Below are 19344 nucleotides of genomic sequence, written 5' to 3' on the forward strand. Positions count from 1 at the left end.
TGGTTGATGCCAAAGCAGGAAGAAACGGCGGCAGCGGCCGCTTGAAATGCATCGCAGAGCAACGCCCAGATGCGGCATGTTCGGAAAGAGCCTTGAGCGCGTCGATTGCACGCCCAGACATGCGCGCCCATGGGCGATAACCGGGTTTTTCAACGAAATAGACCCCCTTCCGTCATTCGACGCGCAAGTTGTCGGATGTCTCTTGTGGAACTAATCCCGCCATTTCGATACCAGCGTTGTCATACCGCCGAATGGCTGGTAGCGGCCGACTTGACCGGCTAAGGCTCCATCAGACTAACGTTCCGGTCATCGCGTGTTCTGGCCGTTGAGCTGCGATTGTGCAGACTTGGCCTGCCCAAGATGGCTTAAGCAAGCCGGTAGACCTTCTCCACCGTTCCCCGGAACAGCGCCGCGCGTTCATCTGCACTGGCCCGCGCGGTCATGCGCTTGAACGCGTTCCAGCCATTGCTGTACGGGTACGAACCCTTGTCCACAGGGAAATTGCTTTCGAACATGCAGCGGTTCGGACCGAAGGCCTCGATGCACGTCATCATCCACGGCGTCCAGGCTTCGGCCAGTTGCTCGGAGGACGGCGGCCGTTCGCCTTGCTCGAAGTCGAATCCGTTGATGCGCATGCCCAGCCCGCCCACTTTCACATAGACGTTGGGCAACTGCGCCAACTCGCGCATTGATCGCGACCAGCGTTCGAACACTTCCTTGCGATGATCCTGATAGCTCGCGATTCTCACCACGCCACCGCAGTGATTGATGACGATGGGCGTGTCCGGATAGCGCTTTGCCAGGTCGTACAACTCCGGCAACTGCGGGAAAAACAGCCAAGCGTCGTACGACAGTCCCAACGGCCCCAGTTGCGCGAACCCCGCGCGATAGTCCTTGTCGAGCAGCAGTCCGCGTGGCGCGGCGGTCAGCGGATTGGCGAGCGTCGTGTCCGGGTCGTAAGTCACGAGATGCCGAACGCCGCGAAAGCGCCCATCGCCCGCCTCGAGTTCGGCTTCGAGAACATCACGGACCGCCGCGCCACGGCGAAGGTCCGCGTAGCCAACCATGCCCTTCGCGACCTGCGGCTTGCCCTTTTGCAAAGGCGCGGTGACATCGGCAACGTACTCGATTTCCCCGGCGGGCTTCAGCGCTTCCGGCCCGGACGGACGATACCGCGTCAGCGCCTGCATATAAACCGATGCCGTGATGTTGTGCCCGGACGTCGCATCGTCGAGATACTGATCGAGCATGTAGGTCCAGCCCGGACGCTCGTAAAAGTGATGGTGCGCATCGATGATCGGCATATCGGGTTCGAGCGCGGGCTCGGTACCGGACGCGAGCCAGTCGGCGCGCACGGGAAGGTAATTGCTCGATGAAGACATGGTTCTGCATTCCTCCTTTGCCAATCCCGGCCGCTGCGTCATCGCGGGAATCAGAATCGACGCAGCCGCCGCGCGAAGAATACGGCGGCGATTCGACGAACGAAGACCGTGCATGCTCACTCTCCCCGGTTGAACGCGAAGAGCGACAGCGTGAGCAAGGTCGTGATGCCCAGCACGACGGACAACCCGATCATGCCTGCCGAGAACGTCCCGAAACTGTCCTTCAGATAGCCGACGAGATAGGGCCCGGCAAAACCGCCCAGCGCGCCGATCGAGTTAATGAGCGCAAGTCCGCCCGCTGCGGCCTGTCCGGAAAGAAAGCGCGCCGGAAGCGTGTAGAAGATGGTGCGGCCCGCGATGGTGCCGATAAGCGCAAGCGTGATGCCGATCATCGCCGGAAGCAGTTGCTGAAAGTACGTGGACACGCTCAGCGCCACCGCGCCGATGAAAAGCCCCGCCGCCAGATTCGCGATATGGCCGCCCCGGCGATCGACGCGCTGAGCCCACCAGAGCAGTGCGATCGTGGCGAAGAAATACGGAATCGCCGAAATCCAGCCTGTTTCGATGACGCTCATGCCGTGCGCCTTGAGCATCTGCGGCAGCCAGATGCCGATGCCATACGAGCCCATCGTGAAGCCGAACGAAATCATCGCGAGGATGTACATGCGAGCGTCTTTGAGGGCCGCCGCGAAATTCTTTTTCTTCTGGCCAGCCTGGCCTTCGCGATCAAACGCGACCTGGAGCGCTTGCCGCTCTTCAGCCGACAGCCACTTGGCATCCGCCGGCTTGTCAGCGAGCAGCTTCAGCACGAAGACGCCGAGCACGCAGGCAGGCAGTCCCTCGACGATGAACATCCACTGCCAGCCGGCGAGTCCAAGCATGCCGTCCAGCTTCAGCAGCCACGCGGAGAGCGGTCCGCCGACGAACGACGACAACGGCGTCGACACGGTGAACCACGCCAGCACCCGAGTCCGATAGCTCGCAGGAAACCATACGGCGAGGAAGAAGATCACGCCCGGAAAGAATCCCGCTTCGCCGATGCCGAGCAGCAGCCGGATCGCGTAGAGGCTGGTCGGCCCTGTCGCGAGCGCGGTCGCCGCAGCGAAGAATCCCCACGTGATCATGATTCGCGCGAGCCATCGGCGCGCGCCGAAGCGATACAGCGCGAGGTTGCTCGGCACTTCGCAGATGCAATAGCCGGCGAACATGATCCCCGCGCCCCAGCCGAATTGCGTCGCGGTCAGTCCGAGGTCGCGGTTCATCGTCAGCGCGGCGAAGCCGACACTCGTGCGATCGAGGTAGTTGAAGAAATACGCGAGCGCGAGGATCGGAATAAATCGCCACGCGGCCTTTCTGACCGCCTGTTGTTCGAGCGTCGATATCGCCGGGCTGTCGCCCGTCAGGTTCGAGGAAAGGGATGTCATGTTTTGTCTCCGGACACATCGCGGCCGTGCGCGGACGGAACCGCGCGGCCATGGTGCTTTATCTGTGTAGTGTTCAGGCGCTCGCAATCTCGTTGGCCGATGCATCCAGTGCATCGTCGGGCTGGTGTTCGCCGCATCGGACGACGCCGGCTTGCGTCAACTGCCTCACGTCTTCTGCCGAATAACCGGCCTCGTGAAGCAGGGTTCTCGTGTCTTGTCCGAGGGACGGCGGCGCCGCGCGCAGCCGAGGCCGCTCGCCTCCAAGCGTCAGCGGCAACAAGGCCGTTCGGGTCGCGACGGGCTGACCCGCGCCGCTCGCATCGGCTGGCAACGTGACATCGGCGAGACCGCCCGTGGCGAGAAGATGCTCGTCATCGAACAGGTCTTGCGGCTTGGTGATCGGCGCGTACGGCAGACCGGCACGCTCGAACACCGCGCTGATCTCGGCAGCGGTGAACGCCTCCATGTGCTGGCGCAACAGCGGCAGCAGCCAGTCTCGCGCCTGGACGCGCTGATTGTTCGTCGCGATGCGCGCGTCGGACTTCAGTTCCGCGAGGCCGAACGCATCGCAGAAGATCGCCCATTGCGTATCCGAGACGACGGCCAGGAAGATCTGTTCGCCGTTCTTGACCGAGAAGACGTCGTAGACGGCCCAGGCCGAAATGCGGCTCGGCATCGGCGCTGCGGCCTTGCCGGTCACCGCAAACTGCATCATGTGCTGCGCGACTAAAAACACGTTGTTTTCAAACAGCGCGCTCTGGACTTCTTGTCCCCGGCCGGTGCGCTCACGCTGCGCGAGCGCGGCCATCGTGCCGATTGCGCCGAACATCCCGCCCATGATGTCGTTGACGCTCGTGCCGGCGCGCAGCGGCCGACCTTCGGGACCGGTCATGTACGCGAGCCCGCCCATCATCTGCACGACTTCGTCGAGCGCCGTCCGATGGTCGTACGGACCCGGCAGAAAGCCTTTATGCGAGACATAGATAAGGCGTGGATTCAGCTTCGACAGCGCGCTGTAACCGAGTCCGAGCTTATCCATCGTGCCGGACTTGAAGTTCTCGCTGAAGACATCGGCGCCGGCAAGCAGCTTGTGGACGATTTCGACGCCGCGCGCGTGCTTCACATCGACCGCGATACTTTTCTTGTTCCGATTGAACGTGCCGAAGAAGCCCGCGCCCGAACCGCGAAGCGCACGCGTGCTATCGCCATTGATCGGCTCGACTTTGATGACGTCGGCGCCCAGATCCGCGAGCACCATGCCGCAGGTCGGCCCCATGACCATGTGCGTCATTTCGACGACGCGCACGCCGCTGTACGGCAACGACTGATTGTTTGCAGCTTCGCTCATTGCGCGACTCCCAGGAGGCATCCTTCGGGTTGCGGCGCGCTCGGTGAGCGGCCGTTTGCATAGGTGAAGCCCTTCGGCAAGCCCGCGTCCGGGACGTGCCCGTAGAGCGCTTCGCCGGGCAACGCGTCGGCGAGAATGGATCGGGCCGCGATGAGTGCATCCACATCGACGCCGGTGTCGTAGCCCATCGACTCAAGCAGGAAAACCAGGTCCTCCGTGACGATGTTGCCGGTCGCGCCCGGCGCATACGGACAGCCGCCCAAACCCGCCTGACTCGCATCAATGGTCGTCACACCGGCGTCGAGCGCCGCGACGACATTCGCCAGACCCTGGCCCCGCGTGTTGTGGAAATGCGCCCCGCCCGCTTTATCGCCGAACTCCGTCTCAAGGCGGCGGAACAGGCGCCGAACCTGCGCAGGATTCGCATAGCCGCTCGTGTCCGACAGACCGATTTCATCGACGCCGCATTCGGCCATGGCCGCACACATGCGTATGGTCTGGTCGTCCGTGACGGTGCCCGCGATGGTGCAGCCGAACGCAACCGAAACGCCCGCCTCGATTTCGATGTCCGGAAACTGCGCGTCGCGCAGAGCCACGATCTCGCGCACTTCTTCGATGAGCTGCGCCGTGGTCTTGCGGATGTTGGCCATCGCGTGCTCGTTTGTCACGGAAACCGGCAGCGTCACTTTGTGCACGCCTGCCTCGAACGCGTTCTGACAGCCGCGCAGGTTGGGCGCGAGTACGGCGACACGCAAACCGGGAATGGACAGCGCGTGAGCCACGACTTCGCGGATGTCGGCCATCTGCGGCAGAAGCTTCGCCGGCACGAACGAGCCGACCTCGATTTCCCGCAATCCGGTGGCCGCGAGCGCGGAAATCCACCTGAGTTTCGCGGACGTCGGCATCACGCTTTTGATGCTTTGCAGGCCATCGCGTGGTCCTACTTCGCTAATCAGCACCTTCGAATCGGTCACTTTGGCACGCTCCATAGTTCTATCTGATAGATCGTTGTTCTGTTAGAAAGAACTATAGTGCTGGGTAGAGAGCTCGGCAAGCTGGTAAACCCTCGATTCGCGATTTTTAGAACTTGAGTTCTGTCAGGTGAAACCGTACAGTAGCGAGCACATATTTAGGGGAAGAACGTGGCCAAAGACTCACCTACGCCATCGGCAGCGCTGACCGAAGCGACGGACACATCAAGCGGCGTTGCCGTATTGGACCGTGCCTTCGCGATCCTGAATTCGTTCGGACCGACCGACGACAAGCTGACGATGACCGAGCTTTCTCGAAGAACCGGCCTCTACAAGAGCACCGTTCTGCGGTTGCTGGGCGCGCTGGAGCACGGTGGGTTCATCAGGAAGCTCGACGACGGACAGTACGCGGTTGGCCATCAACCGTTGCGCCTCGCGGCGCTCTATCAGCGATCATTTCAGGTTGGACCTGTAATCGAGCCGTTGCTTCAGCAGATAAGCCGGGACATCGGCGAAACGGCGTCCTTTTACGTGCGGCAGGGCGACTTTCGTATGGTCCTTTATCGTGTCGAGCCTTCGCGAAGCGTCCGGGTTTCGATCCGCGTCGGTGAAGAGTTCGCGATCGACAAAGGAGCTTCGGGCAAAGTGCTGCTCGCGTTCACTGAAGCGCACGATCCGCGGTGGACGGAGATTCGCGATCGCTTGTGGGCGGTCTCTTTTGGGGAGCGTGACCCAGAGACGGCATCGGTGTCAGTGCCGGTTTTTGGGGCGGCCGGGGAGTTGGCTGGCGCGCTGACGCTATCGGGTCCGAAAGGACGTTTCGACGTGCCGGAAGTAATGACTGCGGCGCTTAGTAATTTGCTCGCGAATGCCAAGCGTGCAACCCTCGCTTTGGGCGGCAATGGTCCTCGATATGATGCGGCCGTCGCAGTAACAGGGAGGGATGGCTTTTCTGTTTCACAGGTCTGAGAACGAGTTCGACGTGCAGATATAGCGCGTGATGAACATGGACACATCGAGCTGCAGCGCAGCGGTCTGGGGCTTAAGTTTTTTTAGTCACGATTCCGCCCGCGCATCGAGCCGTCATATCGTGAACTTTATGCAAGTGCGAGACCGGCCGGGGCAGCATCCTGCGTGTCGAGGACGGTAAGAATCGACCCGACGCGGTCGCCCGAAACCGACCCAACTCGGCCGGTGGGAAAGGCAAACCATCAATGGCGGGTTTCGACACGGACCCGCCATTCGATTATCGCGAACCTATCGAAAGACGAAGCCGAAGACGTCTTTATAAGAGATTCGCCGGCGGCTTGGCCTATGTTCCGAGACCTCCGAAGGCATCAATCGATCTGAGGGCCACAACGTCTTGTCGGCCAGCTGGAAATTAAACGGCAGCCCCTGTCTGAACCTCACTATCGAAGCCTAACAACTAGCATCTCCGTTCGCCCGAATTATCTGTGCCATGACAGAGATCTCATCGAAGACGCGCACTTCTCGGTGAATTTTTCCATGACGGAATTCGAAGTGCGACGACCCTAGGATGTTCACCGGCGCATTGTTGGTCGGGCCGTACATGGGCGATCCGCAGTACGTCCCGCGCAAGAGCCATATGGTGCCCACGCGCAATCCCAGGTCTTCCGATTCGTGAACGACGAAGTCGCGGATTTCCACTTGCGCATCGGGGACGGCGGCGAGCAGCGTCATCAATTCCATCTGATACGGGGCGATGCCCATGACGCGCCTGAGTCTCACGCTCTGACAGACGATCGTGTCGCTGAAGTATTTCGGCACCATGTCGAAGTAGCGGCCGTTCCAAACGTTCTCGAACATCTCAGCGACCATCTCACACTCGGCCACGTAGCGGTTCGGACGCACACCGGAGATGCCCGCCTTCACCGGATTCGCGATACGTCCGGCAAACGGCGCGGCGTGCGCACCCGTGTCGATGGCAGTCCCGAGCACCGGTGATCGCGCCGCGAGTTGCGCGGCGACCTCGAAAGGATCGAGTCCAAGATGCTGAAGCACGGCGAACTCGTCACGAATGACCCATTCCTCGACCACCTTGTTGTCGATGACCACGCAATGCGCCATGCCGCGATTGACCCAGTCCTTGCCGGTCGGCGGCCCATACGTCCAGTGGCCCAGATGCGTTGCGTTGTTGAAGACGCGGTGCGCGCTGACGAATCCGTTTGCGCCGCGTTGCTCCCAGATCACGTCGTCATGACCGCCGCCGCGATTCGGGAACGCGACCATCTTCTGGATCGAGTTCTTCATCACATGATCGAAGCCGTAGGTCTCGCCATAGCACGTATGGACCTTCACGTCCTGCGCGTAATGATCCTTGAGATGGCCCAGTCCGCGCGTGATCCAAATCTTGTCGGTCCAGCTCGTGATGTACTCGCGCGGATCGCGATAAGGCGCATACGCAGCGGGATTGATGTCGGCCAGTTGCTCGTTCATTTGAAACCACTCCTTCAGGGTTTGACGTTCAATTGCGCACCCTTGCGCGCAGGCTTGCGTTCAGCGGTTATCCGTGAAGCGCGAAGCATCGGCGCAATGCCTGTGTATCCATGTGTCGTGCGAGCGCCAGCATCAGCAAGACGCGCGCTTTCTGCGGATTGAGCGTGTGCGCGGCGATGGTGGCGTAGTCCTCGTCATCAGCGCACGGCGCCACGCCACCGCCCGGAACGCGGCTCGACCGGACGAATGCCACGCCGTGCTCGCGCGCCATGAGAGCGCCCGCTTTGGCCGCGTGAGAAAGACTGCCGTTTCCCGTGCCGGCGAACACGATGCCGCGCGCACCCGCGTCGATGGCCGCTCGATAGAAATGCACGCCGGCGCTTTGATGACCGTAGACGATATCGACCTGCGGCAAGCTATCGGGCAGGTCGCGAGGAAGATCGAACTCACTCGCTGCCGTTGTGGGCACGACCGCATGAAACGCGGGCGTTCCGCCACTTACGGAGCCAAGCAGTCCGATGGCCGGATTGCTGAAGGCACTCGTTGCGCTCGTATGCAGCTTGACCGCGCCCTTCGCCGAAACGATACGTTCGTCGATCACCACCAGCACGCCCTTGCCGCTCGCCGCGTGATCGGTAGCGACCCGCACCGCATGAAAGAGATTCAAGGGTCCATCTGCGCTGAGCGCGGACGAAGGACGCATCGCACCGGTCAGTATCACGGGCTTGTCGCCCTTCACGAGCAGATGCAGAAAGTACGCGGTTTCTTCCAGCGTGTCGGTCCCATGCGAGATCACGATGCCGTCCACTGAAGCATCGGCAAGCTGTGCGTTCACGGCATGCAAGAGACGCGACAACATCGCGTTATCGATATCCTGACTCGATACGTTCGCCACTTGCTGGAAACGAACATCGGCGATGTCGGCCAGTTGCGAAACCTGCTTCAATACATCCGCGATCGCGCCGGTCAGTTCGTAGCCATGCGTCTGCGTGGCGCTGGGCGCGCTCGCTGCGATCGTTCCTCCAAGACCCATCACGACGATGCGGCGAAGGTCAGGCGATACAGGAGTCTGTCTCATCGAGCACGTCCCTTGTTCAATGATGTCTCGTGACGTTGTGAAAGACGAAGCCTACAGCAAGCGCCTTCATGTGCCGACCGTCAACTTCGCACCATCACACGTCATTATTCTTTATTCCAGATTTTCTTATGCAGCCAGGCTGTAACGGGCGCCTCATGCGCCTGCGTGACTCTCGGTGTGAGCGAAAATCTGCTTCCATATGGAGACTTCGTCGGTCACGAAAAAGTCGGTCACGACTTTGCCGCCGGTCATGTTCGCATGCGACATCCCCATGATGTAGACCGGCGCGCCCGTAGGCTCACCGAAATGCCCGAAGCCCGAATGCGTACCCGTGAGCGACCAGCGCACCGCGACGCGCACCGGTTGCTCAGGCTCGCGATTCACACGCGCGCTCTCGATCTTGAGGACCGCATCGGGAAACGACGCGAGATAGCCGAGCGCGAAGGTATCGATATCGCAGTGACCGTAGAGCACATCGCCACCGGGCGCATGAAACGCCGCACCGTGGAAGTACATGTCGCGTATCGCCGCCGTTTCCTTGTCGTGCCAGAGGCGCTTCATGCCGCGCACGTAAGCGTTCGCCGCCTCGTCGTCCTGCATGGTCGGCTGGTAACGGCTGGGCTTGTCATGTGCGGGCACGAAGAAGGAAATCGGTTTGCCCTGTCGCAACTCGCGATCCGTCATCTCGCGTGCGAGCGTGCGGGCGTCGGTTCCGAGGCAGCGCGCGAACGCCGCCTGATCGCGCACGAGCCATTCTTCGACCACCACCTGATCGCGCACCCAGCAATCCGCGATGATGCGACTGCGCACCATGCGCCCCTTCGCTGCTCCAAGAATGCCGTCTCCCGTGTGCCGCATGACCGAGGTCAGCCGATGCGACGACAAGAACGTTCCGTCCGCGTAGGGCGTCCAGATGACATCTTCCCCGACCAGTTGACGGTCGGGGAACTGATGCAAGGTCTGAAGCGTTTGCGCCGTGACGCCCTCATTGCTGCCCGTGAAGCCGGTCGCGGCGCGCAGCAGGATATCGGGCGCATAGTATTGCTGGAGTTTTCCGCCGATGCCGCGATCTTCCCAGATCTCGCGCGTGATGCCATAGATGAAATCAGGAACATTCCTGTACGAGCCCAGATCCATTGTCACGTCGATTTTCCTCGTCGAAAGTTACGCTGTTTCGGCCAATCAGAAGCGGTGCCGAATGCCGGTGACGACTGCAAGTTGCTTGCTGTTCGATGAAGCGGTCGTGAAGGCGAACTGCGCGACCGCCGGCGCACCCACCGAGTTCGTGCCGCTCGCCTTCTGACCGTACGCCCAGATATACACATTGGTGCGCTTGGACAAGCTGTATGTCGCGCCGAGATCGATTTGCCGATAGATCGCACCGGGCGCACCGTTCACGGAATTCGAGCGGGTATAGATGAACGCGGTGCCGACCTGCAATGCGGGTGACAGGTAATAGAGATAGTTTGCCTCGAATGAGTTCAGCACGCCGCTGCCTGAATATCCTTCGGGATTCGGCCCGGCACCGCTCCCCAGTCCCTTGAACGCGACGTTACTGAACGTGCCGCCCAGCGTGCCGTTACCGAGCGTGTAGGATGCCCCCGCCGCCGCGATTTGCAGTGTCCGTGCCGATACGAAGCCCGAGTAGCTGAGTCCCGACACCACGACGCCGGTCGTGGTCGAGGTGCCATCGTAGATGGACGTGTTCGGCCGGTCGATATGGGAATAAGACCCCGCGACGGAGAATCCGCCAATGGTGTAGGAGACGGCTCCAGAATAAGCCGAGTTGCTGCCGGTCGAACCCGGCGTGCCGCCGAACGAATAGATCGCGCCGACCTTCAAACCATAAAACGGCACGCTCACGAACTTCGCGGCGTTGTTGAGACGATAGCTGCCGTTGAAGTTGTTATTGTCGCCAGGCTGCGTGCCGGGACCGCCGGACCACAAGTAGCCGGATTCGAACGGGCCGACGAAATCGGTGTTCAGGTCGTACTGGCGTCCGAGCATGAAGTTGCCATACGGCGAAGCGATTCCCACCCACGATTGACGGCCGAACAAGCGTCCGTTCTGTCCGAGCTTTCCGGTATTCGAATTGAAACCATTTTCAAGCTGGAAAATCGCGGCATAGCCATTGCCGATATCTTCACGGCCTCTAAAGCCGAAACGCGAGGCACTCAAGGTGCCGCTTTGCAATTGATACGCATGGCCGCCCGCCTGATTGGTCGTGTACTGGAATGCCTCGTCAATGATGCCGTACAGCGTCACACTGCTTTGTGCGTGTGCCTGAAGCGCAGTGAGGCAGCATGCGAGCGGAAACGACAAGCGAGCGGGTTTCATAACGATAGTCCGTTGGTCGAAGGTTTGTGGTCGGGAAATCGGTAGATTTTTTAAGGCTTTATATTTGCAGTAGTGCTATTTATTTTGAAAACTTGCTTTCCGGTTTTTGTTTGTGCTGTCTTCTCAATCGTTCAACGGCAATTCCATCCAGTCCTGCATTGCCTGACTGCACACATCCGGCGCTTCGAGCGGCACGAAATGACCGCAATCCGGCACACCGCGAAACAGCGCATGCGGCATGGCTTCAGCCATTTCGGTCTGGCGGTCGAACGGTATGACGCCATCGTCGTCGCCGTACAGAATCAGCGCCGGAATCTTGAGCGACGACAACATCGGACGCGAGTCCGGACGTTCGACTGCATAGCGCGTGTGATGACCGAAGCGCGGCGCGCAGCTTTCCGCCATCGACACGACGAGATTGCTCAGGACTTCGCGCTGCTTGCACACGGGAGAAAAGTAGAACGGCAAGAGTTCGTCATTCAGAACGCCCGCCAATTCCCCGCGCTTGGCGCGTGCCAGCAACGCGCGGCGCCGCGCCTGGTTTTCCGCCGGGTCCGACCGGGCCGTGCTCGCGACGAGCGCCAGGCCCGCCGCACGTTCACGCGCCTGCCGAACAAACTCGAAGGCCACGATTGCGCCCAGCGAGAATCCCGCCAGATAAAAGCGCGGCGGCAGTGTCTTCAGCAAGGCCGCGACTTCTTCGTGCATTGCGGGCTGGTCGCCGAGTTCGCAGACGCGCACTTCGCGTGCGGAAGACAATGCATTCGCCTGCGCATGCCAGACGCGCGCATCGCACAAGGTTCCGGGCAAGAGGACGAGCGGAATCGTGTTCATGACCTTAGTAGCCGCTGACGCCGATGGCCTGTTTGCCACCGCGCGCCGCTAGCACGCGCGATGAACTAGCCGCCGCGAGCGCGTTGGCATCGTTGCCCGGCGTGACGAGATGAAAGCCCTGTTCGAGACGACGTCGCGCGGCATCCCCATCGCTGCAGAAGATGCCCGCGAGCAAGCCACGGGCGAGCGCCGCGTCGAGGATGCGCGCAATCGCCTGCTCGACGATTTCGCCCGGCTGCGCGGAGGGCGCGACGCCCAGACTCAGCGCCAGATCGTTCGGTCCGATGTAGATGCCGTCGAGACCGGGCGTGGCGAGAATGGCATCCAGATTGTCGAGTGCCTCTTTGGACTCGATCATCGCGAAGGCCTGAATCACGTCGTTGGCCTTCGAGAAGTAGTCGGGGCCGCCATACAACAGCCCGCGCGCCGGACCGAACGAGCGCGTGCCCTTCCCCGGATAACGGCATGCCGCGACGAAATCGGCCGCCATCTGCGGCGTATCGATGGCCGGACAGATCACGCCGTACGCGCCGGCGTCGAGCAGCCGCATAATGTCGTTCGGATCGCGCGAAGGCGAGCGCACCAGCGGCGTTGCGGACGTGATGCTGATGGCCTGAAGCATGCCCACGGCGGAATCGAAGCCGATCATGCCGTGCTGCAAATCGACCGTGACCGAATCGAAGCCTTGCGACGCCACGACTTCCGCCGCGTAGCTGCTGGGTATCGACAACCATGCGTTCACGATCGACTCGCCCGCCAAAAACTTCTGTTTCAATAGATTGGGACGCATGTCACTAAATCTCCTGTTGCACTTCTATCCGCCCGATTGCGCCGGTCTTTAAACATTTGCAATGCGTTGTCCCGTCGCGCCATCGAACCAGAACAAGCGCGATGCGTCCGGTTTCAGGCAGATGCGTTCTCCGTCTGCATGACGGATCGACTTGTCGCCCTTGACCACGAAGTACTGGCCGCCGATCTTCAGCGTGATGAGCGTGATGTCGCCGAGCATTTCGAACGCGAAGATTTCCGCCGAGAACGATCCTTCGCTGGGCGCAGCTTCGATCGCCACGTCTTCCGGTCGAACGCCCAGCGAAAGCGGACCATTGCGCGGCGGCACGATATCGAGCTGCGCGCCATCGGGCAAGAAGAAGCGGCCGTCGCGCCCTTCTCCATGCAGCAGATTCATCGCGGGCGAGCCGATGAAACCCGCGACGAAGGCATTCGCCGGATCGTTATAGATGCGCTCGGGCGCGTCGATCTGCTGCAACACGCCGTCCTTCATGATCGCCACGCGCGACGCCAGCGTCATGGCTTCGACCTGATCGTGCGTGACATATACCGTCGTCACCGCCAGTTCGCGCGCGAGATGCTTGAGTTCCGCGCGCATGGTGCCGCGCAGTTTGGCGTCGAGATTCGAAAGCGGTTCGTCCATCAGAAACACGCGCGGCCGCCGCACGATGGAACGCGCCAGCGCCACGCGCTGACGTTGCCCGCCGGAAAGCGCCGCCGGACGCCGCGCGAGCAGATGGCCGAGTTCCACGCGGTCGGCCGCGCGCTTCACTTCGCGATCCCGCTGCGCGGCCGGCACGTTGCGCAGCTTCAGCGGATACGCGATGTTGTCGTACACGCTCATGTGCGGATAGAGACCGTAGTTCTGGAACACCATCGACACGTCGCGCTGACGCGGTGCGATGCCATTCATGCGTTGCGCGTCGAACATCAGGTCGCCGTCTGTGGGATCTTCGAGACCGGCGATCATGCGCATCGTCGTGGTCTTGCCGCAGCCCGACGGTCCGAGCAACACCAGAAACTCGCCTTCGGCGATCTTCATGTTCAGACCTTTGACCGCCTGGAATCCACCCCAAGTCTTGTTGATGCCATTCAGTGTGACGGTAGTCATGTCGGTAGCCCTGAGATGAGGTCAGCGCACGGCGCCAGCCGTAGTTCCGCGAATGAGATAGCGCTGCAGGAAGGAGGCGAACAGGAACATCGGCAGCATGATGAAAAGCCCGGTCGCGCTGATGAGTTGCCAGAGATCGCCCTCTTCCCGATTGAAGAGTCCGATGGCCACCGGCAACGTCACCGCATCCTCGGCGCTCAGAATCACGGCGATGATGAAATCGTTCCACGACAGGATGAAACAGAAGATGCCCGCCGTGACGATGCCCGGCAGCGCGATCGGCATGATCATCTGATAGAGGACCTGCATGCGCGTGGCGCCATCGATCAGCGCGGATTCTTCGATATCGATGGGAATCTGGTCGATGAAGCCCTTGATCATCCAGATGGCGAAGGGCATCACCATTGCCGTCTGCACGACGATGAGCGCGATGCGCGTGTCGTACAGCCCGAGGTCGCGGAACATCAGAAAGAACGGTAGCACGATCACGACCGGCGGAAGGAACTGCGTGGCAAGCACGGCCACCATCAGCGACTTGTGAGCGAACAGGCGAAAGCGCGAGAACGAATACGCGCCCGCGGTCGCAATCGGCAGCGTGATGAGGACCGTGGAGCACGACACGATCAGCGAGTTGACCAGCTTGTCCTGCACGCGGAACGGCTCCCGCATGATCTCGATGAAGTTGCCGAACGTCGGCGTGAAGGCCACGCGCAGGCGATAGATATCCACGTAGTGCTTGAACGCCGCGGACATGATCCAGTACAGCGGCAGCACGATCACGAGGAACAGTACGGCGAGCGCGAGGCCGCGTCCGAACGTGGCGAGGCTCGTCGAGACCGCGCCCGGCGCACGGTACGTGCTCACAGGATGGGACTGGTCTTCGGGCATAACGTCGTGCAGGGAATCGGTGGTCATGGTCGTTTCTTTCATTTCGCGCGCTGCGTCATGCGGACATAGAGTACGGTCAGGATCATCATCGGAATCACGAGCAGCCAGCCGACCGCCGAGGCATAGCCCATGTTCAGATACTTGAATCCCTGGAAGTAAATGAAGTGACTCAGCGTTTGCGTGGCCTGTCCGGGACCGCCGTTGGTGATCATCACCACCTGATCGAAGATCTTCAGCGCGAAGATGCCCTTGAGCACCATCGCCACGGCCAGCACGGGCCATAACTGCGGCAGCGTGATGGAGAAGAACACCTGCGTGGCGGTCGCGCCGTCGATCTGCGCGGCCTCCTGACTCTCTTTCGGAACCGACGCCAGCGCGCCGATGAAGATGAGCGCGAAATACGGCGTCCAGTGCCATACATCGCTCGACAGCACGAGCCAGAACGCGCCGGACGGACTGCCCAGCAGATCGACGTTGCGCAGGTGCAAGGCGCGGCTGATGGCGCCCGCAAGGCCGAAGTCCGCGTTGGCCATGAAGCGCCACAACGCGCCGATGAGCGCCGGGCTCATGGCGAACGGCAGCACGAGCATGGAACGCAGGACGGCGCGCACCGGGCCGCCGCGAAACAGCAGCACGGCGACCGCGAGCGACAGCGACACCGTCAGCAGGACGGAGAGAATCGTGAACATCGCCGTGACAAGCGCAGAGTTCCACATCGCCGGATCGGTCAGGGCGCGCGTGTAGTTGTCGAACAGATAGCCGATCTGCGACAAGCCATCGGCGGGCTGCCAGAGCGCTCTGGACTCGTTCGCGCGGCCCAGATTCCAGTTGCGGAAGCTAAGATAAAAGGTCGTGGTGAGCGGATACAGCGCGGTGGCCAGGACGATGAAAAGTCCCGGCGCGACCATTCCATACTTGGCGAGACGTTCGGACATGGCGTCCTCTCCAGAACGAGTGTTAGCGAAGTTCGCGTTCGACGACACGATGCGCGCGCGCGGCGGCATCGGTCATCAGTGCATCGATGTCCTCACCCGTCACGGCCTGATTGATGGCAATCGACGCGATATCCGCGACTTCCGGCCAAAAAACCACTTCAGGCATGGGCTGCGCGTTGCCGGCAAGCGCCTTGATCTCGGCGGCGGGCACATTCGAGTTCGCCGCATTCACGCCGGCATCCCGCATGCTCGAAAAGCGGTTCACCACGTTGTTGCGCACGGCATAACCGTTCACGTCGCGCTCGATGGCGTTGCGCTTGTCGAGGTCGGCATTGGCGAGCCACTTCAGGTACTCCCACGACGCTTCCTTGTGCTTCGAGTACATGGAGATCGACATCGGCATGGTGTTGACGACGGTGGTCGGCGCGTCGCCGGGCTTGTACGCGGGCATCGGCGCGAAGCCGACTTGTTCGGGCTTGAGCGTCGAGTCCTTGGGATTGGTCACGGCCGCATACGACCACTGCCAGATGGGCAGCATCGCCGCATGGCCCTGTTGAAACGAGATGCGTGCATCCTGTTCCACGTTGGAGGTCGCGCCCGGTCCACAAAGTTCGTGCTTCGTGTAGAGCGCGATGTATTCGCGCGTCGCCTGCATCGCCTGCGGCGACGTCCATGCGGGGTAGCCTTTGGCATCGAGAATATGGCCACCCGCGCCGCGAACGAAATCCGCCCAGGCGAAGAGATTCTGGCGATTGCCATCGGCGCCGTAGTAGCAGGCGAGCGGCGCCATGTCCGGATACGCCGCGCGTATGCGCGGGCCGGCGTCGATCACGTCCTGCCAGCTTGCCGGCGGCTTGATATGCAGTGCGTCGAGCACGTCCTTGCGATAGAGGAACATCTGCACGTTGCTGCGCAAGGGCATGCCATAGAGCTTGCCGTCGTGCGTGACCGATTGCAGGAACGGCGCGGGGAAATCCTTTAGGTCGTAGCCATCGCGTGCGACGAGCGGGTCGAGCGGCACCAGCCAGTGCGCGTACGCCGCGCCCCATTGATCCAGATAGTTGACGATATCCACGTTACCGTTCGCCGCCACGCCGACGCTCGTGACCTTTTCCTGGAGCGGCTTGAACGGCACGAACAACCACTTCACGTTGATGCCGGTCGCGGCCGTGAAGGCGTCCGTGCGCTTTTGCAAGGCGACGAACTGCGGCGTGTTGACCGCCATGATCTTGATGGTCTCGCCCTTGTACGGCTGCCCCGGCTTCAGGCGCGAGGCGGACAAAATCGATGCATCGGTCCCGGCACCGGATGCGCCCTGATCCGCGGACCAGACCGGCTCCCAGGACAGCGCCAGCAAAAGCGAAAGAGAGGCATATACAACACGACGATGCATGTTCATATCTCCGGCCATCGACGGGATCTGCACGCGCTTTTTGCTGCGGCGCGATCCGTGCCGCGCTGCGTGCTCATGCAGAAGTGTGTGAAATTTGAACCGGCCAATTAATTCTGTCTAATATATTATTCATTGGCATTTCATATCTTTTGGGAATCGAGCATGGTCGACTTGCGCTTGCTGCGATACTTCGTCGTATTGGCCGAAGAATTGAATTTCCTGCGCGCGGCGAATCGTCTGCACATGACGCAACCCCCGCTCAGCAAGCAGATCATGCAACTCGAAGCCGATCTGGAAACCCCGCTTTTCATCCGTGGCAAACGTCCGCTTCAACTGACTCACGCGGGCATCGAACTGCTGACCGGCGCGCGCCGTCTGCTTGCTCAAGCGGATGCCGTGGTCGATCAGGCCAAGCTCGCGGGACGCGGCGAGAGCGGCCGTCTGGGCATCTCGTTCGTTACCGGCTCGCTGCCGCAATTGCTGCCGCGCTGCATCGGGGCGTATCGGTCGCTGCATCCGCGAGTGCGGCTGAATTTGCGCGAGGGCGTGACGGCCACGCAGCGCGAGGCCTTGCTCGCCGGGGAAATGGACGTGGGTCTCATGCGTCCGCTCGCCAACGATCCGGGCGATCTGAGCACCCGAAAACTCATTAGCGAACCAATGATGCTCGCCGTGCCCGAGCATCATCCGCTTGCTTTGATCGAACACGTTCAGGTCAAGGCGCTGGCATCGGAACCGCTCATTCTTTTCGACCGGAAAGATTCGTCGTATTTCTACCGGATCGTGTCGCAGATGCTCGATAACGCGGGCATCACGCCTGCGGTCGCGCAGGAAGCCACGCAGCTCTATACCGTCGTCGCGCTCGTGTCGAGCGGCATCGGAATGGCGGTGGTGCCTGCATCGGCGCGGCACATGCGCTATCCGGGCGTCGAGTTTCGCCAGTTCGATCTGAAGCGCACGCCGCTTGCCGTGCTGGAACTCGCCTGGCGCGAAAACGACGCCAATCCGGCGCTGCTGAACTTCATCGATATCGCCGTCGCGGAAGCCGCCCGCTACGCCGACTCGGCGGTTTCGTAACGCCCTCTTTTCGTCTGTGCTTGCATGTCGCGGATCTTTTACATTAATCTATGCATTCGAATGCATAAAGCGCTGAGCGACGAAAATCGTAACTCCTAACTCGTAACTCGAAACACGGAGAGTGACATGAATCCCTACCTCGACCTGAACGACGCCGCCGCGCGCAAGCGTCTCGTGAAGCGTTCGGACATGGTTGCCTGCAAGGTCGCGTTCATCGACTGCAAGATGAAGGGCTCGGACCGCAAGGAAAACTATTCGCTGATCGGCGCGGGCGTGACGCAAAGCGCGGATCAGGTCGTGAACCTGCAAGAGCCGCACGGTTTCAGTCTCGGCGTGGCCGCCATGCCGCCGGGCGTGGTCAACAACCTGCATCTGCATTACACCGCCGAAGTGTTCATGATCTTTCGGGGACGGTGGCGCTTTCGCTGGGGCGCGAATGGCGACGAAGGCACGGTCATCGGCGAGCCGGGCGACGTGCTCAGCATTCCCACCTGGATTTTTCGCGGTTTCAGCAACGAAGGCAGCGACGATGGCTGGATCTTCTCCGCACTCGGCGGCGACAACACCGGCGGCATCATCTGGCATCCGTCGATTCTCGAACAGGCCGCGCGTCACGGCCTCTTCCTGACCAAAGAGAACATCCTCGTCGATACCGCGAACGGTACACCCATGCCTGCGCGCGACGAACTCATCGAGCCGATCGATCAGCAGGCGATTGCGTCCTTACGGCATTACTCGCCCGAGGAAATGCGCGCGCGCATGGTCAAGGTGACGGACCGCGTGTGGTCGTCCCGCGCGCTGCTCGATAACGTGCTGCCGGGTCATGCGTCGGAAATCGCGAGCGCGGTCGGCTTCGGCATGTCGCAGGATCGCGATCAGGCGTCCGGCGTGACCAATCCGCATGGCTTCTCCATCGAATGGCTGCGTGTCGCGCCGGGGCAGTGCATCGGCAAGCACAGGATCGATGCCAAACAAGTGCTGATCGTGTTCGAAGGTCTCGCCGAACTGACGCTCCCATTGCCCGATGGCGACAGCGTCATCGAAGTGCCCGAGCAGGCGTTGTATTCGGTGCCGGGCGATACATGGCGCTCGCTTCGGTCGGTCGGAGAGAAACCGCTGCTGATCGCGGTGATGACGAGCGGCGACCAGCGCAAGCACATCACCTGGTCGGATGAGATCGTCGCGGCCGCCGCGCAAGCGGGCGTTGGCACGGATCACAACGGCTTTCTCGCGCCGCTGCATCTGCTGCCCAATGAAACGCGCAAGGAAGCGGCTGCTTTGCTCGAAGCGCAGTAACGCGGGCGGTTAGAATCGCGGCTT

17 protein-coding genes are annotated in these 19344 nt (G+C 61.3%); 3 read left to right on the top strand and 14 right to left on the bottom strand.

Translation table 11 applies throughout. The features are described 5' to 3' along the window. Nucleotides 1-365: 365 nt before the first annotated feature. The 4 genes from NCT04_RS16290 to NCT04_RS16305 all read right to left on the bottom strand — a co-directional run bounded on the left by NCT04_RS16290 (nucleotide 366) and on the right by NCT04_RS16305 (nucleotide 5059). Nucleotides 366-1496: an amidohydrolase family protein gene (locus NCT04_RS16290; RefSeq protein WP_250466529.1), complete on the bottom strand. Its 1131-nt coding sequence runs from the start codon at nucleotides 1494-1496 to the stop codon at nucleotides 366-368. 2 nt (nucleotides 1497-1498) lie between these two features. Next, on the bottom strand, nucleotides 1499-2806 hold the full coding sequence (locus tag NCT04_RS16295) for an MFS transporter (protein ID WP_250466530.1): 1308 nt from the start codon (nucleotides 2804-2806) through the stop codon (nucleotides 1499-1501). 73 nt (nucleotides 2807-2879) lie between these two features. Next, on the bottom strand, nucleotides 2880-4154 hold the full coding sequence (locus NCT04_RS16300) for a CaiB/BaiF CoA transferase family protein (RefSeq protein ID WP_250466531.1): 1275 nt from the start codon (nucleotides 4152-4154) through the stop codon (nucleotides 2880-2882). Further along, nucleotides 4151-5059, bottom strand: coding sequence for a hydroxymethylglutaryl-CoA lyase (locus NCT04_RS16305; protein ID WP_250466561.1), 909 nt, complete (start codon nucleotides 5057-5059; stop codon nucleotides 4151-4153). Before NCT04_RS16305 ends, NCT04_RS16300 begins: the two co-directional genes overlap by 4 nt. Nucleotides 5060-5296: 237 nt before the next feature. Between NCT04_RS16305 and NCT04_RS16310 the strand changes: the two genes are divergently transcribed. Continuing rightward, entirely contained in the window at nucleotides 5297-6094 is a 798-nt protein-coding gene (locus NCT04_RS16310) for an IclR family transcriptional regulator (protein WP_250466532.1), read from the top strand. A 450-nt stretch (nucleotides 6095-6544) separates the two neighbouring features. Here the strand turns inward: NCT04_RS16310 and NCT04_RS16315 are convergent, their stop codons facing one another. From NCT04_RS16315 to NCT04_RS16360, 10 genes are all read right to left on the bottom strand, one after another. Further along, complete coding sequence (locus NCT04_RS16315; protein ID WP_250466533.1) at nucleotides 6545-7582, bottom strand: nuclear transport factor 2 family protein; 1038 nt, start codon at nucleotides 7580-7582, stop codon at nucleotides 6545-6547. Nucleotides 7583-7649: 67 nt separating this feature from the next. Continuing rightward, nucleotides 7650-8660 carry an asparaginase gene (locus NCT04_RS16320; protein ID WP_250466534.1) on the bottom strand — a complete coding sequence of 337 codons (1011 nt, stop codon included), beginning with the start codon at nucleotides 8658-8660 and terminating at the stop codon, nucleotides 7650-7652. 153 nt (nucleotides 8661-8813) lie between these two features. Then, nucleotides 8814-9797, bottom strand: coding sequence for a nuclear transport factor 2 family protein (locus NCT04_RS16325; protein ID WP_250466562.1), 984 nt, complete (start codon nucleotides 9795-9797; stop codon nucleotides 8814-8816). A gap of 45 nt (nucleotides 9798-9842) precedes the next feature. Continuing rightward, nucleotides 9843-10997: a porin gene (locus NCT04_RS16330; RefSeq protein WP_250466535.1), complete on the bottom strand. Its 1155-nt coding sequence runs from the start codon at nucleotides 10995-10997 to the stop codon at nucleotides 9843-9845. Between the two features lie 123 nt (nucleotides 10998-11120). Continuing rightward, on the bottom strand, nucleotides 11121-11831 hold the full coding sequence (locus NCT04_RS16335) for an alpha/beta fold hydrolase (RefSeq protein ID WP_250466536.1): 711 nt from the start codon (nucleotides 11829-11831) through the stop codon (nucleotides 11121-11123). A 4-nt stretch (nucleotides 11832-11835) separates the two neighbouring features. Further along, entirely contained in the window at nucleotides 11836-12621 is a 786-nt protein-coding gene (locus tag NCT04_RS16340) for an HpcH/HpaI aldolase family protein (protein ID WP_250466537.1), read from the bottom strand. 48 nt (nucleotides 12622-12669) lie between these two features. Continuing rightward, entirely contained in the window at nucleotides 12670-13731 is a 1062-nt protein-coding gene (locus NCT04_RS16345; protein WP_250466538.1) for an ABC transporter ATP-binding protein, read from the bottom strand. A gap of 21 nt (nucleotides 13732-13752) precedes the next feature. Then, on the bottom strand, nucleotides 13753-14646 hold the full coding sequence (locus tag NCT04_RS16350) for a carbohydrate ABC transporter permease (protein WP_250466539.1): 894 nt from the start codon (nucleotides 14644-14646) through the stop codon (nucleotides 13753-13755). A gap of 11 nt (nucleotides 14647-14657) precedes the next feature. Further along, entirely contained in the window at nucleotides 14658-15554 is an 897-nt protein-coding gene (locus NCT04_RS16355) for a carbohydrate ABC transporter permease (RefSeq protein ID WP_250466540.1), read from the bottom strand. Nucleotides 15555-15576: 22 nt separating this feature from the next. After that, complete coding sequence (locus NCT04_RS16360) at nucleotides 15577-16947, bottom strand: ABC transporter substrate-binding protein (RefSeq protein ID WP_250466541.1); 1371 nt, start codon at nucleotides 16945-16947, stop codon at nucleotides 15577-15579. Nucleotides 16948-17109: 162 nt separating this feature from the next. On the opposite strand from NCT04_RS16360, the gene NCT04_RS16365 reads away from it, so the two are divergent. Both NCT04_RS16365 and NCT04_RS16370 read left to right on the top strand, forming a co-directional pair. Then, a complete protein-coding gene (locus tag NCT04_RS16365) occupies nucleotides 17110-18024 on the top strand; it encodes a LysR substrate-binding domain-containing protein (RefSeq protein WP_250466542.1) in 915 nt (304 codons plus the stop codon). A 126-nt stretch (nucleotides 18025-18150) separates the two neighbouring features. Beyond that, nucleotides 18151-19320, top strand: a complete 1170-nt coding sequence (locus NCT04_RS16370; RefSeq protein ID WP_250466543.1) for a cupin domain-containing protein — start codon at nucleotides 18151-18153, stop codon at nucleotides 19318-19320. The last annotated feature ends 24 nt before the right edge of the window (nucleotides 19321-19344 follow it).

The organism is Caballeronia sp. GAFFF2 (genome assembly GCF_023631485.1).
GTDB lineage: Bacteria > Pseudomonadota > Gammaproteobacteria > Burkholderiales > Burkholderiaceae > Caballeronia.